The sequence below is a fragment of the Rhodoferax sp. genome (assembly GCF_011391645.1).
In the GTDB taxonomy this organism is placed as follows: Bacteria; Pseudomonadota; Gammaproteobacteria; order Burkholderiales; family Burkholderiaceae_C; genus Rhodoferax.
The window spans coordinates 1-16771 of sequence record NZ_JAABQC010000011.1; the positions used below are offsets into that span (position 1 = coordinate 1).

At 61.2% G+C, this 16771-nt stretch carries 13 protein-coding genes; 9 read left to right on the forward strand and 4 right to left on the reverse strand.

The window, feature by feature from the left end; all coding sequences use genetic code 11:
- Positions 1-78: Fe(2+)-trafficking protein (locus GPS82_RS02755; RefSeq protein WP_296490746.1), on the reverse strand; the 78-nt coding region annotated here is incomplete at its 3' end.
- A gap of 82 nt (positions 79-160) precedes the next feature.
- Between GPS82_RS02755 and GPS82_RS02760 the strand changes: the two genes are divergently transcribed.
- Positions 161-391 (forward strand): hypothetical protein, encoded by a 231-nt coding sequence (locus GPS82_RS02760; RefSeq protein WP_296161316.1) that lies wholly within the window; start codon positions 161-163, stop codon positions 389-391.
- Between the two features lie 35 nt (positions 392-426).
- The gene (locus tag GPS82_RS02765; RefSeq protein WP_296490708.1) at positions 427-921 is read left to right on the forward strand and encodes a disulfide bond formation protein B; all 495 of its coding nucleotides are present in this window, start codon (positions 427-429) and stop codon (positions 919-921) included.
- A gap of 3 nt (positions 922-924) precedes the next feature.
- Here GPS82_RS02765 and ppk2 read toward each other — a convergent pair whose 3' ends face one another.
- The 3 genes from ppk2 to argA form a co-directional block, all read right to left on the reverse strand.
- Positions 925-2127 (reverse strand): polyphosphate kinase 2, encoded by a 1203-nt coding sequence (gene ppk2 / locus GPS82_RS02770; protein ID WP_296490709.1) that lies wholly within the window; start codon positions 2125-2127, stop codon positions 925-927.
- A gap of 147 nt (positions 2128-2274) precedes the next feature.
- Positions 2275-2976: a mobilization protein gene (locus GPS82_RS02775; protein WP_296490710.1), complete on the reverse strand. Its 702-nt coding sequence runs from the start codon at positions 2974-2976 to the stop codon at positions 2275-2277.
- Between the two features lie 123 nt (positions 2977-3099).
- Positions 3100-4449 carry an amino-acid N-acetyltransferase gene (gene argA, locus GPS82_RS02780; protein WP_296490711.1) on the reverse strand — a complete coding sequence of 450 codons (1350 nt, stop codon included), beginning with the start codon at positions 4447-4449 and terminating at the stop codon, positions 3100-3102.
- A 485-nt stretch (positions 4450-4934) separates the two neighbouring features.
- Here argA and GPS82_RS02785 point away from each other — a divergent pair, with 485 nt between their 5' ends.
- The 7 genes from GPS82_RS02785 (at position 4935) to GPS82_RS02815 (ending at position 16694) form a co-directional block, all read left to right on the forward strand.
- Positions 4935-5540: an outer membrane beta-barrel protein gene (locus tag GPS82_RS02785; RefSeq protein WP_296490712.1), complete on the forward strand. Its 606-nt coding sequence runs from the start codon at positions 4935-4937 to the stop codon at positions 5538-5540.
- Between the two features lie 28 nt (positions 5541-5568).
- Positions 5569-6666, forward strand: a complete 1098-nt coding sequence (locus tag GPS82_RS02790; protein WP_296490749.1) for an NAD(P)-dependent alcohol dehydrogenase — start codon at positions 5569-5571, stop codon at positions 6664-6666.
- A 52-nt stretch (positions 6667-6718) separates the two neighbouring features.
- Entirely contained in the window at positions 6719-10744 is a 4026-nt protein-coding gene (gene hrpA / locus GPS82_RS02795) for an ATP-dependent RNA helicase HrpA (RefSeq protein WP_296490713.1), read from the forward strand.
- Between the two features lie 114 nt (positions 10745-10858).
- Positions 10859-13567, forward strand: coding sequence for a cation-transporting P-type ATPase (locus GPS82_RS02800; RefSeq protein WP_296490714.1), 2709 nt, complete (start codon positions 10859-10861; stop codon positions 13565-13567).
- Positions 13568-14131 carry a DUF2062 domain-containing protein gene (locus GPS82_RS02805; protein ID WP_296490716.1) on the forward strand — a complete coding sequence of 188 codons (564 nt, stop codon included), beginning with the start codon at positions 13568-13570 and terminating at the stop codon, positions 14129-14131.
- The gene (locus GPS82_RS02810; RefSeq protein ID WP_296490718.1) at positions 14128-15810 is read left to right on the forward strand and encodes a cation:proton antiporter; all 1683 of its coding nucleotides are present in this window, start codon (positions 14128-14130) and stop codon (positions 15808-15810) included. Before GPS82_RS02805 ends, GPS82_RS02810 begins: the two co-directional genes overlap by 4 nt.
- Complete coding sequence (locus tag GPS82_RS02815; protein ID WP_296490720.1) at positions 15807-16694, forward strand: universal stress protein; 888 nt, start codon at positions 15807-15809, stop codon at positions 16692-16694. The genes GPS82_RS02810 and GPS82_RS02815 overlap by 4 nt, the downstream gene beginning before the upstream one ends.
- Positions 16695-16771: the final 77 nt, after the last annotated feature.

Below are 16771 nucleotides of genomic sequence, written 5' to 3' on the forward strand. Positions count from 1 at the left end.
CAACTCTCCGGGGTAGGGTGGAAAGTCGAGTCCTTCAGCTTCCGTGCCGAGTTTGATGCAATTCACAGTGCGCGCCATAACAATCTTTCAAGGGTGAGTCAAAACGTGCAACTGTAGCAAGGTTTTTCGCACAGCGCGCTCCTGCGTTAAAATCCGACCTATGTCAAAAGCAGATACCAAAACCAAAATCGTGGCCGATGGCCTGCGTTACAAATCCAAGGTGTCGGGCTCGCCTTTCACCGCCGCCACCTCATTTGGAGCAGCGACCATGTCGTGCTTCCTGTGTGGCAAGCACCGCGCCCGATCCCAGATGGTTTCCAAGAAAATACTTGGCAAGTCACAGGCCGTCTGTTCGCCGTCCTGCAAGGCGCTGGACGAAGCGTCCAAATAGGGCTTCCTGTCCTCATGGTGAACGTATTCCTTGTGATGCTTGACAACGCGCCCCGGCGCGTTTTTGCATTTTTAAGCGTGATCTGCCTGACCATGCTGGCCTTCGGCCTGTATTTGCAGCACAGCCAGGGGCTGGAGCCCTGTCCGATGTGCATCGTCCAGCGGTATGCGCTGTTTTCTGTGGCGATCATTGCGGGTCTGCTGAGTGCCAGCAAATCAAGCCGCGTCCATTTTGGGGGCTCGTTTGTCCTGTTGCTGGCCGCCGGTTTTGGGGCTTTTGTGGCGGCACGCCAAAGCTGGTTGCAGTGGTACCCGCCCGAGGTGGCCACCTGTGGTCGAGATTTTTACGGCATGATCGAAAACTTCCCGCTGCAGCGCGCCATTCCCATGATTTTCAAGGGCAGTGGCGACTGTTCAGCCATTGACTGGACCTTTTTGGGCGGGTCCATTGCCAACTGGGCTTTCCTTGTTTTTTCCGCTACCGTGCTGCTTGCTTTGGTGATGCTTGGGCGCCGCTGGATGCGGCGCTAGGCGCTACAGCAGTACGCCTGCGGGGTGTTCACCGCGCTCGTACACCACATGGGCCCGGCCCACCAGCAGGGTGTCGAGTGCGCCAATGTTGTCGGTCACCTTGTTGGTGTAGGGCAGTCTGTGCAACACATAACGCATGGCATTCAGGCGCGCCCGCTTCTTGCAATCCGACTTGAGGACGGTCCAGGGCGCGTCAGCCGTGTCGGTCTCGAAAAACATGGCTTCCTTGGCCTTGGTGTAGTCATCCCACTTGTCCAGTGATGCCAGATCGATCGGGCTGAGCTTCCATTGTTTCAGGGGGTGCAGTTCACGCTCCTTGAAACGACGGCGCTGCTCCTTGCGGCTCACCGAAAACCAGAACTTGATCAGGTGGACGCCACTTTGCACCAGTTGACGTTCGAACAGCGGCGCCTGGTGGATGAATTGCTGGTACTCGGCTTCCGAGCAAAAGCCCATGACCCGCTCCACGCCGGCGCGGTTGTACCAGGACCGGTCGAACAGCACGATCTCGCCGGCGGTTGGCAAATGCTGCACGTAGCGCTGAAAGTACCACTGGCCGCGTTCGGATTCGCTCGGTTTTTCCAGCGCCACGACACGCGCACCACGCGGGTTGAGGTGTTCCATGAAGCGCCGGATGGTGCCTCCCTTGCCGGCGGCATCGCGCCCCTCGAACAAAATCACCACCCGTTGTCCGGTTTCCTTGGCCCAACTTTGCAACTTGAGCAACTCCACCTGCAATCTGTATTTCTGAACCTCATAACGCTTGCGCGACATCAGGTTTTTGTAGGGATACCCACCGGTGCGCCAGTCGCTGGCCAGTTCTTCATCGGGCTTGTTGCCCTTGCCTTTGGGCAGGGCCTGGCTTTCCATCAGCATCTGCTGGATGGCCAGCACGTCATCGGGTGATGAGCCGTCCAGCAGCACCTTGAGCGCGTCGGCCTTGCTGGCGCTGTTGGCCAGAATGTCGCGCAAGGCACTTTGTTGACTGATCTGAGCGGCATCAAGCTTGGCTTTAACCACTTGTCGGGCTACCCCGGCGCTGGTTTTGGCACCACTGGTGTCGCCGCGCGTGGCGCGACGCACCGGTTCAAGGGTCGATTTCGCTGCCGGTTTGCGTCTGGGAGTCTTTTTGGCGACTGGCTTGGGTGCTTGGGGCAGCGGGGCGTTGTCGGTGACAAGATTCAGGGTTTTTGCGTTTTCCGGCATCAGGTTCTCTCAAAGTGGGTTGGGATATCGTGGGGAATCCGCGATTTTCTGCCTGGGCCGTAAAACTTTATTGATACTTATCAAATTCTTTTGTGTTTCAACGCCTGTTGACCCGCAAGGTGTCTGGTGGTCTGACCCACAAAGAAGTTAAATTGGCAAGCTGTCAAAAGACTCGTAGCTTTTGCGCAGCCAGTTCTTGACACGCTGACGCTCCAGCAGGCCCAGCGCATCGGCGTCCGACCGGTTGTGCAGGGCGGCCCAGAAACTGGCATTTTGACGGTCGATCTTGCGCATGCTGCCTTCGTGCAATTGCGCCAGGGTGATGATCTTGGCACCCATTTCCAGCGCTCTGGCCATGGCAGGGGATGCCTCGAGTTGTGAAAAATCGGTACCGCGCCCCATGTTCTTGACAATCAGGTAGTTCGGCCCTTCGCCATAGGCATCCAGCAGGCGATCGAGCAGGTCCACCGAATCCTTGCCGGCGTCGGCCACATGCCAGAAGTTCACGGCAACGCCCATGTCGGCCAGCAGCGGCAACAGGTCGGAGTCCTTGATCCAGCGGGACAGGGGCATCGCGGTTTGTGCGGCCAGGTCGACGATCACGCGCGGAGCCTCACTTTCGTTGGCGTTTTCGAACACGCTCACCACCCGGTCCAGCCCCTCGTAGCTGTCCACCAGCACTGGCGCGGCGTAATCGGCGTAAAAACGGGTAAACGAGGTGTGCGAGCGATCGGTGTCAAAGCCCATGAAGGGGAGGTCCTTGTCGATCAGGTACTGGGCCAGCAGCCGCGCCACCACCGATTTGCCAACGCCACCTTTTTCGCCACCGATGAAATTGAGAGAGCTCATTTTTGTTCCTGTTGAGTTGATTGAAATGGTTGATATTGCGCTGGTGACCAAGCAAGACTCGTGCACAAGTCATGGATTGCGGATCGGGTCCGCAATGACCACCGGGGCAACTGCTTCAGTGCATCAGGTGATTTTTTTAACCAGTACCTGGCTTTTGCGATCCCAGTTGTATTTGCGCTTGCGTGCTTCGGGAAGCCAGTCGGCATCCACCTGCACAAAGCCGCGTTTTAAAAACCAGTGCATGGTGCGCGTGGTCAGCACAAAAATGCTGTCCAGTCCGGTCAGTTTGGCGCGCTGCTCAATGCGTTTGAGCACGCGTTCGCCATCGCCCTGGCTTTGCACTTGGGGTGACACGGTGAGGGCGGCCATTTCGCCGGTGCGCGCTTCAGGGTAGGCATACAGCGCGGCGCAGGCAAAAATGACGCCGTCGTGCTCGATCACGGTGTACAGGCCCACATCGCGCTCTATTTCGGTGCGGCTGCGCTTGACCAGGGTGCCATCGTTTTCAAACGGCTCGATCAGTTGCAAAATGCCGCCCACATCGTCCACCGTGGCTTCGCGCAGGCTCTCCAACTTTTCATCGACCACCATGGTGCCAATGCCGTCGTGCACATAGACTTCCAGCAAAATCGAGCCGTCCACCGCATACGGGATGATGTGGCTGCGCTCAACGCCGCCCTTGCAGGCCTTGACGCAGTGCTGCAAATAAAACGCCGTGTCGCTGGGGGTGTTGGCACTGGGCAAGTCTGCCAATAGCTTTTCAGCGGCTGCCAGCGGCAACTCGGTGTCAATCGGGTTGTCTTCGCTCACCGGTTGGTCCACCAGGGTGGCAATTCCGGGTATTTCGGTGACAAAAATCAGTTTGTCGGCCTGCAGCGAGGTGGCGACCGAGGTGGCCACTTCTTCCATGGTCAGGTTGAAGGCCTCGCCGGTGGGTGAAAAACCAAACGGTGACATCAGCACCAGCGCCCCCATGTCGAGCGAGCGCATGATGCCCGCGGTGTCGATCTTGCGCACCACGCCCGAGTGCTGAAAATCCACGCCCTCAACAATGCCGACCGGGCGTGCCGTCAAGAAATTGCCGGAAATCACCCGCACCGTGGCGCCGGCCATGGGTGTGTTGGGCAGGCCCTGGCTGAACGCGGCTTCGATCTCGTAGCGCAGTTGGCCAGCGGCTTCCTGCGCGCAATCGAGCGCCACCTCATCGGTGATGCGGATGCCCTTGAAATAACGCGGTGTGTGGCCCTTGGCGGTAAGTTGTTCGTTCACCTGCGGGCGAAAGCCGTGCACCAGCACCACCTTGACACCCATGCTCTGGATCAGCGCCAGGTCTTGCGCCAGGTTGGGCAACTTGCCAGCGGCAATCGCCTCGCCACACACGCCCACGACAAAGGTCTGGTGCCTGAACTTGTGGATATAGGGCGCCACTGAGCGGAACCAGGGCACAAAGGTGAAGTTGAAGATCGAACTCATAGGGCGGGCTTTGGCAGTTGCAGGCGTTTGGAAGGCAATGGGCGAAAAAAGTCACGGTCGAGCTTTGTCAGCACCGCTTTTTATGGCAGCACGCAGGCGGCTAACCAGGCATTGGGCAGGTCGTTGGCACTCAGATTGTGATCGATACGCAAGGCGCGCAATGGTCAGATTTGACATGACGAGGCTCCTGGAATAAAAAATTAGTGTAGCGCCTGCGCGCGACGGCATTGGGCAGGCCAGCGTGTGCATCAGGGCGCTCGCCCTTGGCATCAAAAAGTACTTGGGGGTGGCGGCCGGGTGAGGGGTTCTGGCGTTGGTGCGAGAACGCACAGACTGGTTTGCCGGGTGGCACTAATCTAGTCGGGTATTCAAGCCGGATGCCATCCGGTGAATGAATTCACGCGCGTGCCCCAATTTGTAAGCCATCAAAGGCATGACACAAATCGGGATGCCAAAACTCTTCTCCACTTTATCCAGGACTTACCATGAAAAACAAATCCCAGAACGCCATCAAATTGATCCTTGCGGCAGCCACACTGACTGCCGCCCTGGGTGTGCAGGCGCAAAGCAGCACCCCCAATAATTACTCATCCGTGCGCGCGCCAGGCAGCGGCTACATTGGCCTCAGCGTGGGCAAGTCGGATTACTCCCTGGACAACGGCATCGATGTGTTCGAGTCGGATGAAGGCGATACCTCGTACGGCATTCAGGTGGGCAACTATTTCAGCACCAATTTTGGTGTCGAAATTGGCTACACCGACTTCGGCTCGGTCAACCGCGCGGGCGGCACAACCAAGGCCGACGGCGTCAACCTGAGCCTGATTGGCAAATTGCCGCTCAGCCCTGCGTTCAACGTGCTGGGCAAGGTTGGCACCACCTACAGCCGCACCGATGTCTCTTCAAATCCGGCGTCAGGCATTGTTGCAGGATCTGAAAACGGCTTTGGGCTCTCCTACGGCGTGGGCGTTGAATATGTGTTCACCCCGCAGTGGTCCACCGTGTTGCAGTATGAATCGCAAGAGATGAAGTTCGCCGGCGACCGCGACGAGCGCGTTGGTGCCACCAGCCTGTCTGTTCGCTACATCTTTTGATGCGCGACCCACGTCACATTAACCAAGGATATCCATCATGATGAAAGCTGCAGTCTTTATTGAACCCGGTCGCATCGAGGTGGTTTCCAAGCCGATGCCTGACGTGGGTCCCAACGATGCGTTGTTGCGCATCACCACCACCACCATTTGTGGCACGGACGTCCACATCCTCAAGGGTGAATACCCGGTGGCCAAGGGGCTCACCATAGGCCATGAACCGGTGGGGGTGATCGAAAAGCTCGGCAGCGCGGTGCGGGGCTACAAAGAGGGCCAGCGCGTGATTGCCGGTGCCATCTGCCCAGACTTCAACTCGTATGCCGCGCAAGACGGCGTGGCGTCGCAAGATGGCAGCTACCTGATTGCCAGCGGACGCTGCGCTTGCCATGGCTACAAGGCCACGGCGGGTTGGCGCTTTGGCAACCTGATTGACGGCACCCAGGCCGAATATGTGCTGGTGCCCGACGCGCAGGGCAACCTGGCCCCGATTCCCGATGGCTTGACCGACGAGCAAGTGCTCATGTGTCCCGACATCATGTCCACTGGTTTCAAAGGCGCTGAAAACGCCAATATCCGCATCGGTGACACCGTGGTGGTATTTGCCCAGGGTCCGATTGGCCTGTGCGCCACGGCCGGCGCCCGCCTGCTGGGCGCAAGCACGATCATTGCGGTGGACGGCAACGACCACCGCTTGGGCATTTCCAAAAAACTGGGTGCCGACATCACACTCAACTTCAACACCTGCGACGTGGTCGATGAGATCATGAAGCTGACCGGTGGCCGAGGCGCAGATTCGTCGATTGAAGCCTTGGGAACCCAGGCCACGTTCGAGTCAGCACTGCGCGTGCTCAAGCCCGGCGGCACGCTGTCGAGCCTGGGTGTCTATTCCAGCGACCTGAAAATTCCGATGGCCTCCTTTGCCGCTGGCTTGGGTGACCACAAGATCAACACCGCGCTGTGCCCTGGCGGCAAAGAACGCATGCGTCGGCTGATGAACATCGTGGCCAGCGGGCGGCTCGACCTGGGCGTGATGGTGACCCACACCTACGCACTCGACGACATCGTGGCGGCATACGACCTGTTTGCCAACCAGCGCGACGGCGTGCTCAAAATCGCCATCAAACCCTAGGCGGTTGTGGCCCGTCGGCCACTCACTGAGGCAGCCTCGATAATCGCGGCCAATGTCTGCACCTCTGAAAATAGAATTCCCCGAATCGCTACCCGTTTCCGCCCGCCGCGAAGAGATCATGGCCGCCATGCAGGCGCACCAGGTCATCATCGTCTGCGGTGAAACCGGCTCGGGCAAAACCACGCAATTGCCCAAAATCGCCCTGGCGCTGGGGCGCGGCAAGCTTAATTACCCGCTCGTCAACCCGGACGGCTCGCGTGCGCCGCCGGGCAAGCTCATCGGCCACACCCAGCCGCGGCGCATTGCGGCCAGCAGCGTGGCCAAGCGCATCGCCGAAGAATTGCACACCACCTTGGGCGATGTGGTCGGCTTCAAGGTGCGCTTTCAGGACCGGCTGAGCCGTGACAGCTCGGTCAAGCTCATGACCGACGGCATTTTGCTGGCCGAAACCCAAACCGACCCGCTGCTCAAGGCCTACGACACCATCATCATCGACGAGGCGCATGAGCGCTCTCTGAATATCGACTTTTTGCTGGGTTACCTGCGCCAGATCCTGCCGCGCCGCCCCGACCTGAAAGTGGTGGTGACCTCGGCCACGATTGACGCCGAGCGGTTTGCCGAACACTTTGCCAGTCGCAATGGGTCGGCACCGATCATCATGGTGTCAGGGCGCATGTTTCCGGTCGAGCAGCGTTACCGGCCGTTTGAAGAGTCGCGGGATTACGACTTGAACAACGCCATCGCTGATGCCGTGGACGAGCTTTGGCGCGATGCACACAACAGCGGCGACATTCTGGTGTTCTTGCCGGGCGAGCGCGAGATCCGCGAAGCTGCAGACCATCTGCGCGGCCACCTGAGCCATCAGCCCCTTTTTCGGGGTGCCGAGGTGCTGCCGCTGTTTGCGCGGCTGAGCCAGGCCGAGCAGGACCGTATTTTTGACAGCCACAGCGGGCGCCGCATTGTGCTGGCCACCAACGTGGCCGAGACCTCGCTTACCGTGCCGGGCATTCGCTACGTCATTGACGTGGGCACCGCCCGCATGAAACGCTACAGTTTCAGAAGCAAGGTCGAGCAGTTGCTGGTCGAGCCGATCAGCCAGAGTTCGGCGAATCAGCGCGCCGGGCGCTGCGGCCGTGTGGCCAACGGCATTTGCATCCGGCTATATGACGAGAAAGATTTTGTTGGCCGTCCCAAATTTACCGACCCGGAAATCCTGCGTAGTTCGCTGGCAGGCGTGATTTTGCGCATGAAGTCGCTGCATTTGGGTGTGGTGGAGGATTTTCCGTTTATTGAGAAACCCTCGGGCCGCGCCATTGCCGACGGTTACCAACTGCTCAATGAATTGGGCGCGGTCGACGACGCCAACGATTTGACCCCCATGGGCCAGGAACTGGCCAAGCTGCCGCTCGACCCCCGCGTGGGCCGCATGATTCTGGAAGCCCGCTCGCGCGAGGCGCTCGACGAGGTGCTGGTGATTGCGTCAGCACTGTCGGTGCAGGATGTGCGCGACCGTCCCATGGAAGCGCAGCAGCAGGCCGACCAGGCGCACGCCAAGTTCGACGACGAAAAGAGCGAGTTCAGCGGCTACCTGAGGCTCTGGAAATGGATCAACGATGGCAAGGGTGGGGTGGGGCAGCACAAGCTGAGCAACCGCCAGTATGAGCAGCTTCTGCGGCAGAACTTCGTCAGCATGCGCCGGGTGCGCGAGTGGCGTGACATTTACTCGCAGTTGCACACCGTGGTGGCCGAGCACAAGTGGCGCCTCAACACGCTGCCCGCCAGCTACGAGCAATTGCATTTGTCGATGCTGGCGGGCCTGCTGGGCAACATCGGTTACAAGCTGGAAACCGAAGGCGGCGGCAGCGGCGGTGAATATTTGGGCGCGCGCGGCATAAAGTTTTACCCGCACCCCGGCGCCCATCTGGTCAAAAAGCCGGGGCGCTGGATTGTGGCCGCCGAACTGGTCGAAACCACGCGGCTGTTTGGCCGTGGCATTGCCGCGATTGAGCCGCAGTGGCTGGAGCAGGTTGGCGGCCATTTGCTCAAAAAACAGTTGCTGGATCCGCATTGGGAAAAGAAATCGGCCGAAGTCAATGCGCTGGAGCGCGCCACGTTGTATGGCATCGTGGTGTACAGCGGCCGGCGCGTCAACTACGGCCGGGTTGACCTGGTGGGCGCACGCGAAATCTTCATTCGTGAAGCGCTGGTGAATGGCCAATGGGATTGCAAGTGGCCGTTTCTTGAGGCTAACCTCAGGTTGATCAAACAGGTCGAAGACCTGGAGCACAAGGCGCGCCGCCAGGACGTGCTCATCGACGACGAGCTGATCTACGCCTTTTATGACCAGCAGTTGCCGGCCGAAGTCTGCAGCGGCTACAGCTTTGATGCCTGGTACCGCGACGCCTGCAAAAAGCCCGAGTACCTGATGCCGATGCCGGTGCGCGGCGCGGCGCCCACCGGCAACAGCAAGCTCTTGCTGCTCACGCGTGAAGAGCTCATGCGCCACGAGGCGGCCGGCATCACCACCCAGTCCTTTCCCAAAACCATTCGCCTGGGCGGTGTCGACTGCGCGGCCAGTTACCTGCATGAGCCGGGCGATGCCAAAGACGGCCTGACCGTGACCGTGCCGCTGTTTGTGCTGAATCAGGTGAATGAAGAGCGCTGTGAATGGCTGGTGCCCGGCATGCTCAAAGACAAGATCCAGGCGCTGCTCAAAACCCTGCATCAGCGCCCGCGTTCACGGCTGGTGCCGCTGCCCGAAAGTGCCCGCAAGATGGCAGAAACGCTGAACGCGCCCGAGTTGTTTGGCCATGGCTCGCTGCTGGATGCGGTGCTGAAGCAGGTTCGCGCCGCCACGGCGGTGGACGTGGTGCGCGCCGACATCAAAGTCGACATGCTGGTGCCCCACTTTTTCATGAACTTCCGGGTGGTCGACGAACATGGACGCCAGCTCGGGCACGGGCGCAACCTGGGCGCCCTGAAAGCCGAACTGGGGGCCAAGGCTCGCGGCGCATTTCAGGCGCTGGCCGGGCTCAAGCTGGGGCAGGGCGTTGCCAGCCCTGTGAGCGCTGGCACTTCTCCCGTCATTGCGAGCGCCGGGCCCGTCATTGCGAGCGAAGCGCGGCAATCCACGACATCCGCAGGCACGGATCGCCACGGCCTGCGGCCTCGCGATGACGGGCGTCACCAGGCCCCAATGGCCCCCCAGCGCTACACCGCCTGGACCTTCGGCGAACTGCCCGAGCTGCTTGAGATTCAAAAAGGCGGCCAGACCCTGATCGGTTACCCTGGCCTGATCGACGCCGGTGATGCGGTGACCATCGAGGTCTTCGATGAGCCCGATGTGGCGGCCGCCAAGCACCGCGCCGGCCTGCGCCGCCTGTTTGCCCTGCAGATCAGGGACGCGCTCAAGTACTTGGAGAAAAACGTCCCTGACCTGCAAAAAATGGCGGTCACCTACATGCAGGTCGGCAAAAATCCCGACGGCTCGGGCACGGGCGGCACGCTCGAAGAACTGCGTGAGCAGATCATCCAGGTGGCGCTCGACCGCGCCTTTTTGCTCGAACCACTGCCCACCGATGAATTTGCCTTCAAGAAGCGCATTGACGAGGGCAGGGGCCGGCTGACCCTGATCTGCACCGAGGTCGCACGGCTGGCCGCGGCCATCATGCTTGAATATGCGGTGACTGCGCGCAAGATCAAGGACACCAAAAACGCGCCCGAGGCCACGCTTGACGCCGCCCAGCAACTGGCCCGCCTGATGCCCAAGCGTTTTCTGAGCGTCACGCCCTGGGCCAGCCTGCACCATTTCACCCGCTACCTCAAGGCCATCACCGCGCGGCTCGACAAATACCGCGCCGACCCGGCCCGTGACCTGGCTCGCCTCAAAGAGTTGCAGCCGCTGGAGCAGCGCTACACCCGCCTGCTGGCAGAGCGCAAGGGCGTGGTCGATGAACGGCTGCAGGAGTTCCGCTGGCTGCTGGAAGAGTTACGCGTGAGCTTCTTTGCCCAGGAACTGCGCACGCCGCAACCGGTGAGTGTGAAACGGCTGGAGAAAGCCTGGGCGCAGTTGAGCTGAAGACATCACGGGCCGCTCCCAATTCATCACAGGCGCTGCGGAAACTGACAAACGTCAAGGGCTGGATCAGCCGCTCGTGTTTATGATGACCCTAAAGTTAGAAGGGCCTCGGTAATGGCAAAAGAATTCACACCGCCAGACAAGAATGTTGTCTGGCACACCATTGATCGCGATCAGGCGCTGGCGCGTTTGACGGCTGACGCCAGCAGCGGGCTGGAGAGCGATGAAGTTGACCGGCGCCTTGCCACCTATGGCCCCAACAGCCTGCCTGAATCGCGGCGTCGCGGGCCCTGGTTGCGCTTCGTCCTGCAGTTTCACAACCCGCTGATTTATGTGCTGCTGGCTGCGGGTGTGGTGACCTTTGGCCTGAAGGACTATGTCGATGCGGGCGTGATTGCCGCCGTGGTGCTGATCAACGCGCTGATCGGTTTCATTCAGGAGGGCAAGGCAGAAAAGGCGCTGGATGCCGTGCGCGCCATGCTGGCCAGCCGGGCCATGGTGATCCGTGACGGCGAGCGGCAAGAAATTGACGCCGTGCAACTGGTGCCGGGTGACATTGTGTTGCTGGAATCCGGCGCCAAAGTGCCAGCCGATTTGCGCCTGCTGCAAGTTAAAAACTTGCGCATCAACGAAGCCGCCCTGACCGGCGAGTCGGTGCCGGTCGAAAAAAATGCCGAACCTGTGGCTGAGGGCGCCGCCATTGGCGACCGCAGTGGCATGGCTTTTGCGGGCACCGTGGCCAGCTTTGGCCAGGCGCAGGGCCTGGTGGTGGGCACCGGGCGCGAGACCGAAATCGGCCGCATCAGCACCCTGGTGGGCGACGTGCAGACGCTCGACACCCCGCTGACACGCCGCCTGGCCCAGTTTGCCAGCCAGATCACCCTCTTTATCCTTGGCGCCGGGCTGCTCACCTTTGCGTTCGGGTTTTGGGTGCGCAACATGCCGATGCTCGACATTTTTCTGGCCGTGGTTGGTCTGACCGTGGCGGCCATTCCGGAGGGATTGCCGGCCATCGTGACGATTGTGCTGGCCATTGGCACCCGCAACATGGCACGCAACAAGGCCATCATCCGCCGGCTGCCGGCGGTGGAAACCCTGGGCTCGGTCACGGTGATCTGCTCCGACAAAACCGGCACCCTGACCAAAAATGAGATGACCGCAGTGCAGGTGATGCTGCCTGCGCACACCCTTGAGGTCACCGGCGCCGGTTACGCGCCCGATGGCGGTTTCCATCAGGACGGTGCGGTGGTGGATGTCGCCCAAAACGAGGCGTTGCAGGCGCTGGCGCAGTGTGCGCTGTTGTGCAACGAGGCCAGCCTGCGGCACAAGTCCGGCACAGGCTGGCACCTGGTGGGCGACCCGACCGAGGGTGCCTTGCTGACGCTGGGCCACAAGGCCGGGCTCAACCCGCTGGATGCCGCGGCCGCCACACCCCGCGTGGACGCGATTCCGTTCGAGTCCGAGCACCGTTTCATGGCCACCCTGCACCACGACCATGCGGGCCATGCCTTTGTGTTGCTCAAGGGCGCGCCTGAACGCGTGCTTGATCTGTGCCCCATCGACGCCAGCGGTCAACCGCTCGACACCGCGGCCTGGAGCGCCCGAATGGATGCTGCCGCCCGTGCCGGGCAGCGTGTGCTGGCGCTGGCGCGCGCTGACATGCCCGCGGGCACCACTGCGCTGTGCATGGCCGACATCACCCAGCGCTTTACCTTGCTCGGGCTGGTCGGGCTGATTGACCCGCCCCGAGAAGAAGTCATTGCGGCTGTGGCGCAGTGTCAGGGCGCCGGCATTCGCGTCAAGATGATCACCGGCGACCACGCCGTCACCGCAGCCGCCATTGGGCGGCAACTGGGTCTGAGTGCCGACCTCGCGGTCACAGGCGATGCCCTGGCCAGCCTGGACGACCTGGCGCTGCAAAAGGTGGCCATGGAGACCGATGTGTTTGCCCGCGCCAGTCCCGAGCACAAGCTGCGTCTGGTGGATGCCATGCAGGCGCAAGGTGAGTTGGTGGCCATGACAGGCGATGGTGTCAACGATGCGCCGGCGCTCAAGACGGCAGACATTGGCGTGGCCATGGGGCACAAAGGGACGGACGCCGCCCGCGAGGCGGCTGACCTGGTGCTCACCGATGACAACTTTGCCACCATCACCCGCGCCGTGCGCGAGGGCCGGGTGGTGTTTGACAACATCAAGAAATCCATTTTGTTCATCCTGCCCACCAATGGTGGTGAGGCCGGGGTGATCTTGCTGGCGGTGTTTGCCGGGCTGGCGCTGCCGGTCACGGCCGGGCAAGTCCTGTGGGTCAACATGGTCACCGCCGTCACGCTGGCATTGGCGCTGGCGTTTGAGCCCGCCGAGCCGGGCATCATGCAGCGCCAGCCGCGCAGCCCTTCCGAGCCGCTGATCACGCGCGCCCTCGGGTTTCGCATTGCCTACGTGAGCCTGCTGATGATCATCGTGACGTTTGCCGTTTTTGAGTGGGAACTGTCGCGCGGCAGCAGCCTGGAGATGGCCCGCACCGCGGCGGTCAACATGCTGGTGGTGGGCGAACTGGTGTACCTGTTCAATGTGCGGCACTTCACGGCATCGGCCTTTTCGCGCGGCATCTTGACTGACAACCCGGTGGCCATTTGGATGAGTATGTTGCTGATTGGCCTGCAACTGCTGTTCACCTATGCCCCGCCAATGCAGCAAGTGTTTCAGACGGCCCCACTCGACGCCACCTCGTGGGCCGTCATTTTGGGGCTGGGCGGGCTCAAGTTTTTGGCGGTTGAAGCAGAAAAAATGGTGCTGCGGCGCATGAACATCCGGAGCCTGTGAATGAAATTGCTGCAAAGACTGCGCAACCATGTGCCTAGCCGCGAGCAGATCGCCCACAACCGTTGGCTGTCGTGGCTGCGCCCCTGGCTGCAGCACCCCAAGCTGTGGCACTGGTCGCGCCGCGGCGTGGCCATGGGGGTGTCGCTGGGGGTGTTTTTTGGCCTGCTGATTCCCATCGCACAGATACCGCTTTCGGTGGCAGCGGCGGTTGTCATGCGGGCCAATATTCCAACGGCGGTGGCCAGCACGCTGGTCAGCAACCCGGTCACCTTTGGTCCGATTTATTACGGCGCCTACCGGCTGGGTGTTTGGGTGACGGGCAGCAAGGAACGCCCGAAAAGCCTCGATCTTCAAAATCCGCAACACACCGTGGCCCCTGAAGACGTCAGTTTTTGGCAGCGCATCACCAACCTGGGCAAACCCCTGCTGGTGGGGCTGTCGATCACCGCGGTCCTGGTGGGTTTGCTCACCTACGGCTTGATCTCGCTCATCTGGCGCTGGCGCACGATGCTCAAACGGCGCAGCAGAATTCGCCAAAACGCCACCTCCAAGGTCCTGCCATGAACAGCGCCTACCAGGAATTCGCGCTGCTCCTCATGCTCTCGGCGGTGGTGGGCGCCATTGCGGTGCGCCTGCGTCAACCGCTGCTGATGGCCTACATCATTGTGGGCATTCTGGTGGGACCGTCGGCTTTTGGCTGGGTCGGCGCCCATGACCAGATTGACCTGCTGGCGCAGATTGGCATCACGGTGCTGCTGTTTGTGGTGGGCCTCAAGCTTGACTTGCGGCATGTGCGCCAGATCGGGCCGGTGGCGCTGGCCACCGGGCTGGGGCAGCTGGGCTTCACCATTTTGTTTGGCTTTTTCATCATATTGGCGCTGGGCCGGGGCTGGCTGGAAGCCTTGTACGTGGCGGTGGCGCTCACGTTTTCCAGCACCATCATCATCGTCAAGCTGCTGTCTGACAAGCGCGAGCTTGAGTCTCTGCACGGGCGCATTGCCGTTGGCTTTTTGATCGTGCAAGACCTGGCGGTGGTGATTGCCATGATGGTCATGAGCGGGCTGGGGGGCATTGGGGGTGAGGTGGTGAGCGGCCTGACGCTCACGCTGAACCTGCTGGCCCGCCTGGGTGGCGCTGCGGTGTTGCTTTTTGTTTTGATGCGCTTTGTGCTGCCCCGGGTGGTTGACACGCTGGCGCGCTCGCAAGAACTGCTGCTGATCTTTGCCATTGCCTGGGGCACCGCGCTGGCTGCGCTGGGCGAATTCACCGGGTTCAGCAAAGAGGCCGGGGCGTTCGTTGCCGGTTTTTCACTGGCCTCCACCGCTTACCGCGAGGCCATCAGCGCGCGCCTGGCCAGCATTCGCGACTTTTTACTGCTGTTCTTTTTCATTGACCTGGGCGCCAAACTTGATTTCTCGACGCTGGGTGACGAGGTCAGCACCGCCATTGTGTTGTCGCTGTTTGTGCTGATCGGCAACCCGCTGATCGTGATGGCCATCATGGGTTACATGGGCTACCGCAAGCGCACCAGTTTTCTGGCGGGGCTCACGGTGGCGCAAATCTCGGAGTTCTCCATCATCTTTGTTGCCATGGGCATCAGCCTGGGCCATATTGGTGCCAGCGCGCTGGGGCTGACGACGCTGGTGGGGCTGATCACGATTGCCTTGTCGTCTTACATGATTCTTTACTCCCATCGCCTGTACGACTGGCTGGCGCCGGTGCTTGGCATTTTTGAGCGCCGCACCCCTTTCAGGGAACTGGCCGTGGAAAATTCACCCACCCAATCTGTGCGGCCTGATGTGCTGGTGTTTGGCCTTGGCCGTTACGGCTCCCGTTTGGCGCAAAAGCTGCGTGCGCAGGGCATGCGCGTGATGGGTGTTGACTTTGACCCCGAGGTCATCAAGACCTTGCAACTCACCGGGCTCGATGCGCGCTTTGGCGACTGCGAGGCATCGGACTTCATCGAGAGCCTGCCGCTGGCGGGGGTGCCCTGGGTGGTCAGCAGTCTGCCCGAGACGGCGGCCAACCGCGCCTTGGTCCACGCCTTGTCCGAGCACCATTTCAGCGGCAAAATTGCCGTGGTGGCGCGCCACGAGGCCGAGGTGCAGGCGCTGGGCAGTTTGGCCAACGTCGAGGTCATCCTGCCGTTCAACCAGGCCGCCGACTTTGCGGCGCTCGACATTGCTGCCCGCATTGCCACTGCTGAAACCGCTGAAGTTGCCAAAGCCAGGGAGACCCCATGAACACCGCACTTTTTCCACTCGCCGCCACTGACCTGTCCGCGCCCGCGCACCATGCCGCCGAGCGCGCGGCCATGTTGGCCCGCCAGACCGGTGGCAAGCTTGACCTGGTGCATGTGCTTGAAAAAAGTGCGTTGACCGAGCTCAAGCGACTTTTCGGCCAGGCCGGTGATGCCATGCAGGAGCGCGTTCGTCAGCAGGCATCTGTTGCCTTGGCCCAAATGGCCGCCGAACTCAGCGCGACCGGACCCCTCGAAGTGGGCCATCACCTGGTTGAAGGGGCCGTGTTGGCCGCCATTTCTGATCAGGCGGACGCGCTGGGGGCCAACCTGGTGGTGGTCGGCTCCAGGGGGGCCGGATTCATGCGGCATTGGTTGCTGGGCGCCACGGCCGAGCGCCTGCTGCGCAAAACCCGGCATCCGATTCTGATGGTCAAGGAGGCGCCGCACCAGAGCTATGGCAGCGTGCTGGTGCCGGTCGATTTTTCGGCCTGGTCGTTGCGCGCCATCGAACTGGCACGCTGCATCAGCCCGCAGGCGCAGCTTTTTTTGCTGCACGCCTGCGAGTTGCCGTTTGAGGGCAAGATGCGGTTTGCCGGAGTTGATGAAGACATCATCCGCCAGCACCGTGAATCCATTTACCGTGAGGCGCTGGTCCGCCTGCGCGAGATCGCCACAGATGCCGGCCTGACGGATGCGCAGTGGCGCCCCCTGGTGGCCTTTGCCAGCCCGCCAGACTACATCCTGGAACAGGAAGAAGAGCAGGGTGCCGACCTGATCGTGATGGGCAAACACGGCATGGGCATGACCGAGGAACTGCTGCTGGGCAGCGTCACCAAGCATGTGCTGGGGCAGGCCCACTCGGATGTGCTGGTGGTGGTGCGCTGAAAGCGCGGTGCCTTGCCAGCCCTTTGCACTTGGCTGGCCGGCGCGCGGAAAATCGGCCGCTGACATGATTATTCGCA

What these genes read in the sequence shown, in the direction of transcription:
- GPS82_RS02760 (WP_296161316.1), top strand. Translation starts at nt 161, where the DNA reads ATGTCAAAAGCAGATACCAAAACCAAAATCGTGGCCGATGGCCTGCGT.
- GPS82_RS02765 (WP_296490708.1), top strand. Translation starts at nt 427, where the DNA reads ATGCTTGACAACGCGCCCCGGCGCGTTTTTGCATTTTTAAGCGTGATC.
- ppk2 (WP_296490709.1), bottom strand. Translation starts at nt 2,127, where the DNA reads ATGCCGGAAAACGCAAAAACCCTGAATCTTGTCACCGACAACGCCCCG.
- GPS82_RS02775 (WP_296490710.1), bottom strand. Translation starts at nt 2,976, where the DNA reads ATGAGCTCTCTCAATTTCATCGGTGGCGAAAAAGGTGGCGTTGGCAAA.
- argA (WP_296490711.1), bottom strand. Translation starts at nt 4,449, where the DNA reads ATGAGTTCGATCTTCAACTTCACCTTTGTGCCCTGGTTCCGCTCAGTG.
- GPS82_RS02785 (WP_296490712.1), top strand. Translation starts at nt 4,935, where the DNA reads ATGAAAAACAAATCCCAGAACGCCATCAAATTGATCCTTGCGGCAGCC.
- hrpA (WP_296490713.1), top strand. Translation starts at nt 6,719, where the DNA reads ATGTCTGCACCTCTGAAAATAGAATTCCCCGAATCGCTACCCGTTTCC.
- GPS82_RS02800 (WP_296490714.1), top strand. Translation starts at nt 10,859, where the DNA reads ATGGCAAAAGAATTCACACCGCCAGACAAGAATGTTGTCTGGCACACC.
- GPS82_RS02805 (WP_296490716.1), top strand. Translation starts at nt 13,568, where the DNA reads ATGAAATTGCTGCAAAGACTGCGCAACCATGTGCCTAGCCGCGAGCAG.
- GPS82_RS02810 (WP_296490718.1), top strand. Translation starts at nt 14,128, where the DNA reads ATGAACAGCGCCTACCAGGAATTCGCGCTGCTCCTCATGCTCTCGGCG.
- GPS82_RS02815 (WP_296490720.1), top strand. Translation starts at nt 15,807, where the DNA reads ATGAACACCGCACTTTTTCCACTCGCCGCCACTGACCTGTCCGCGCCC.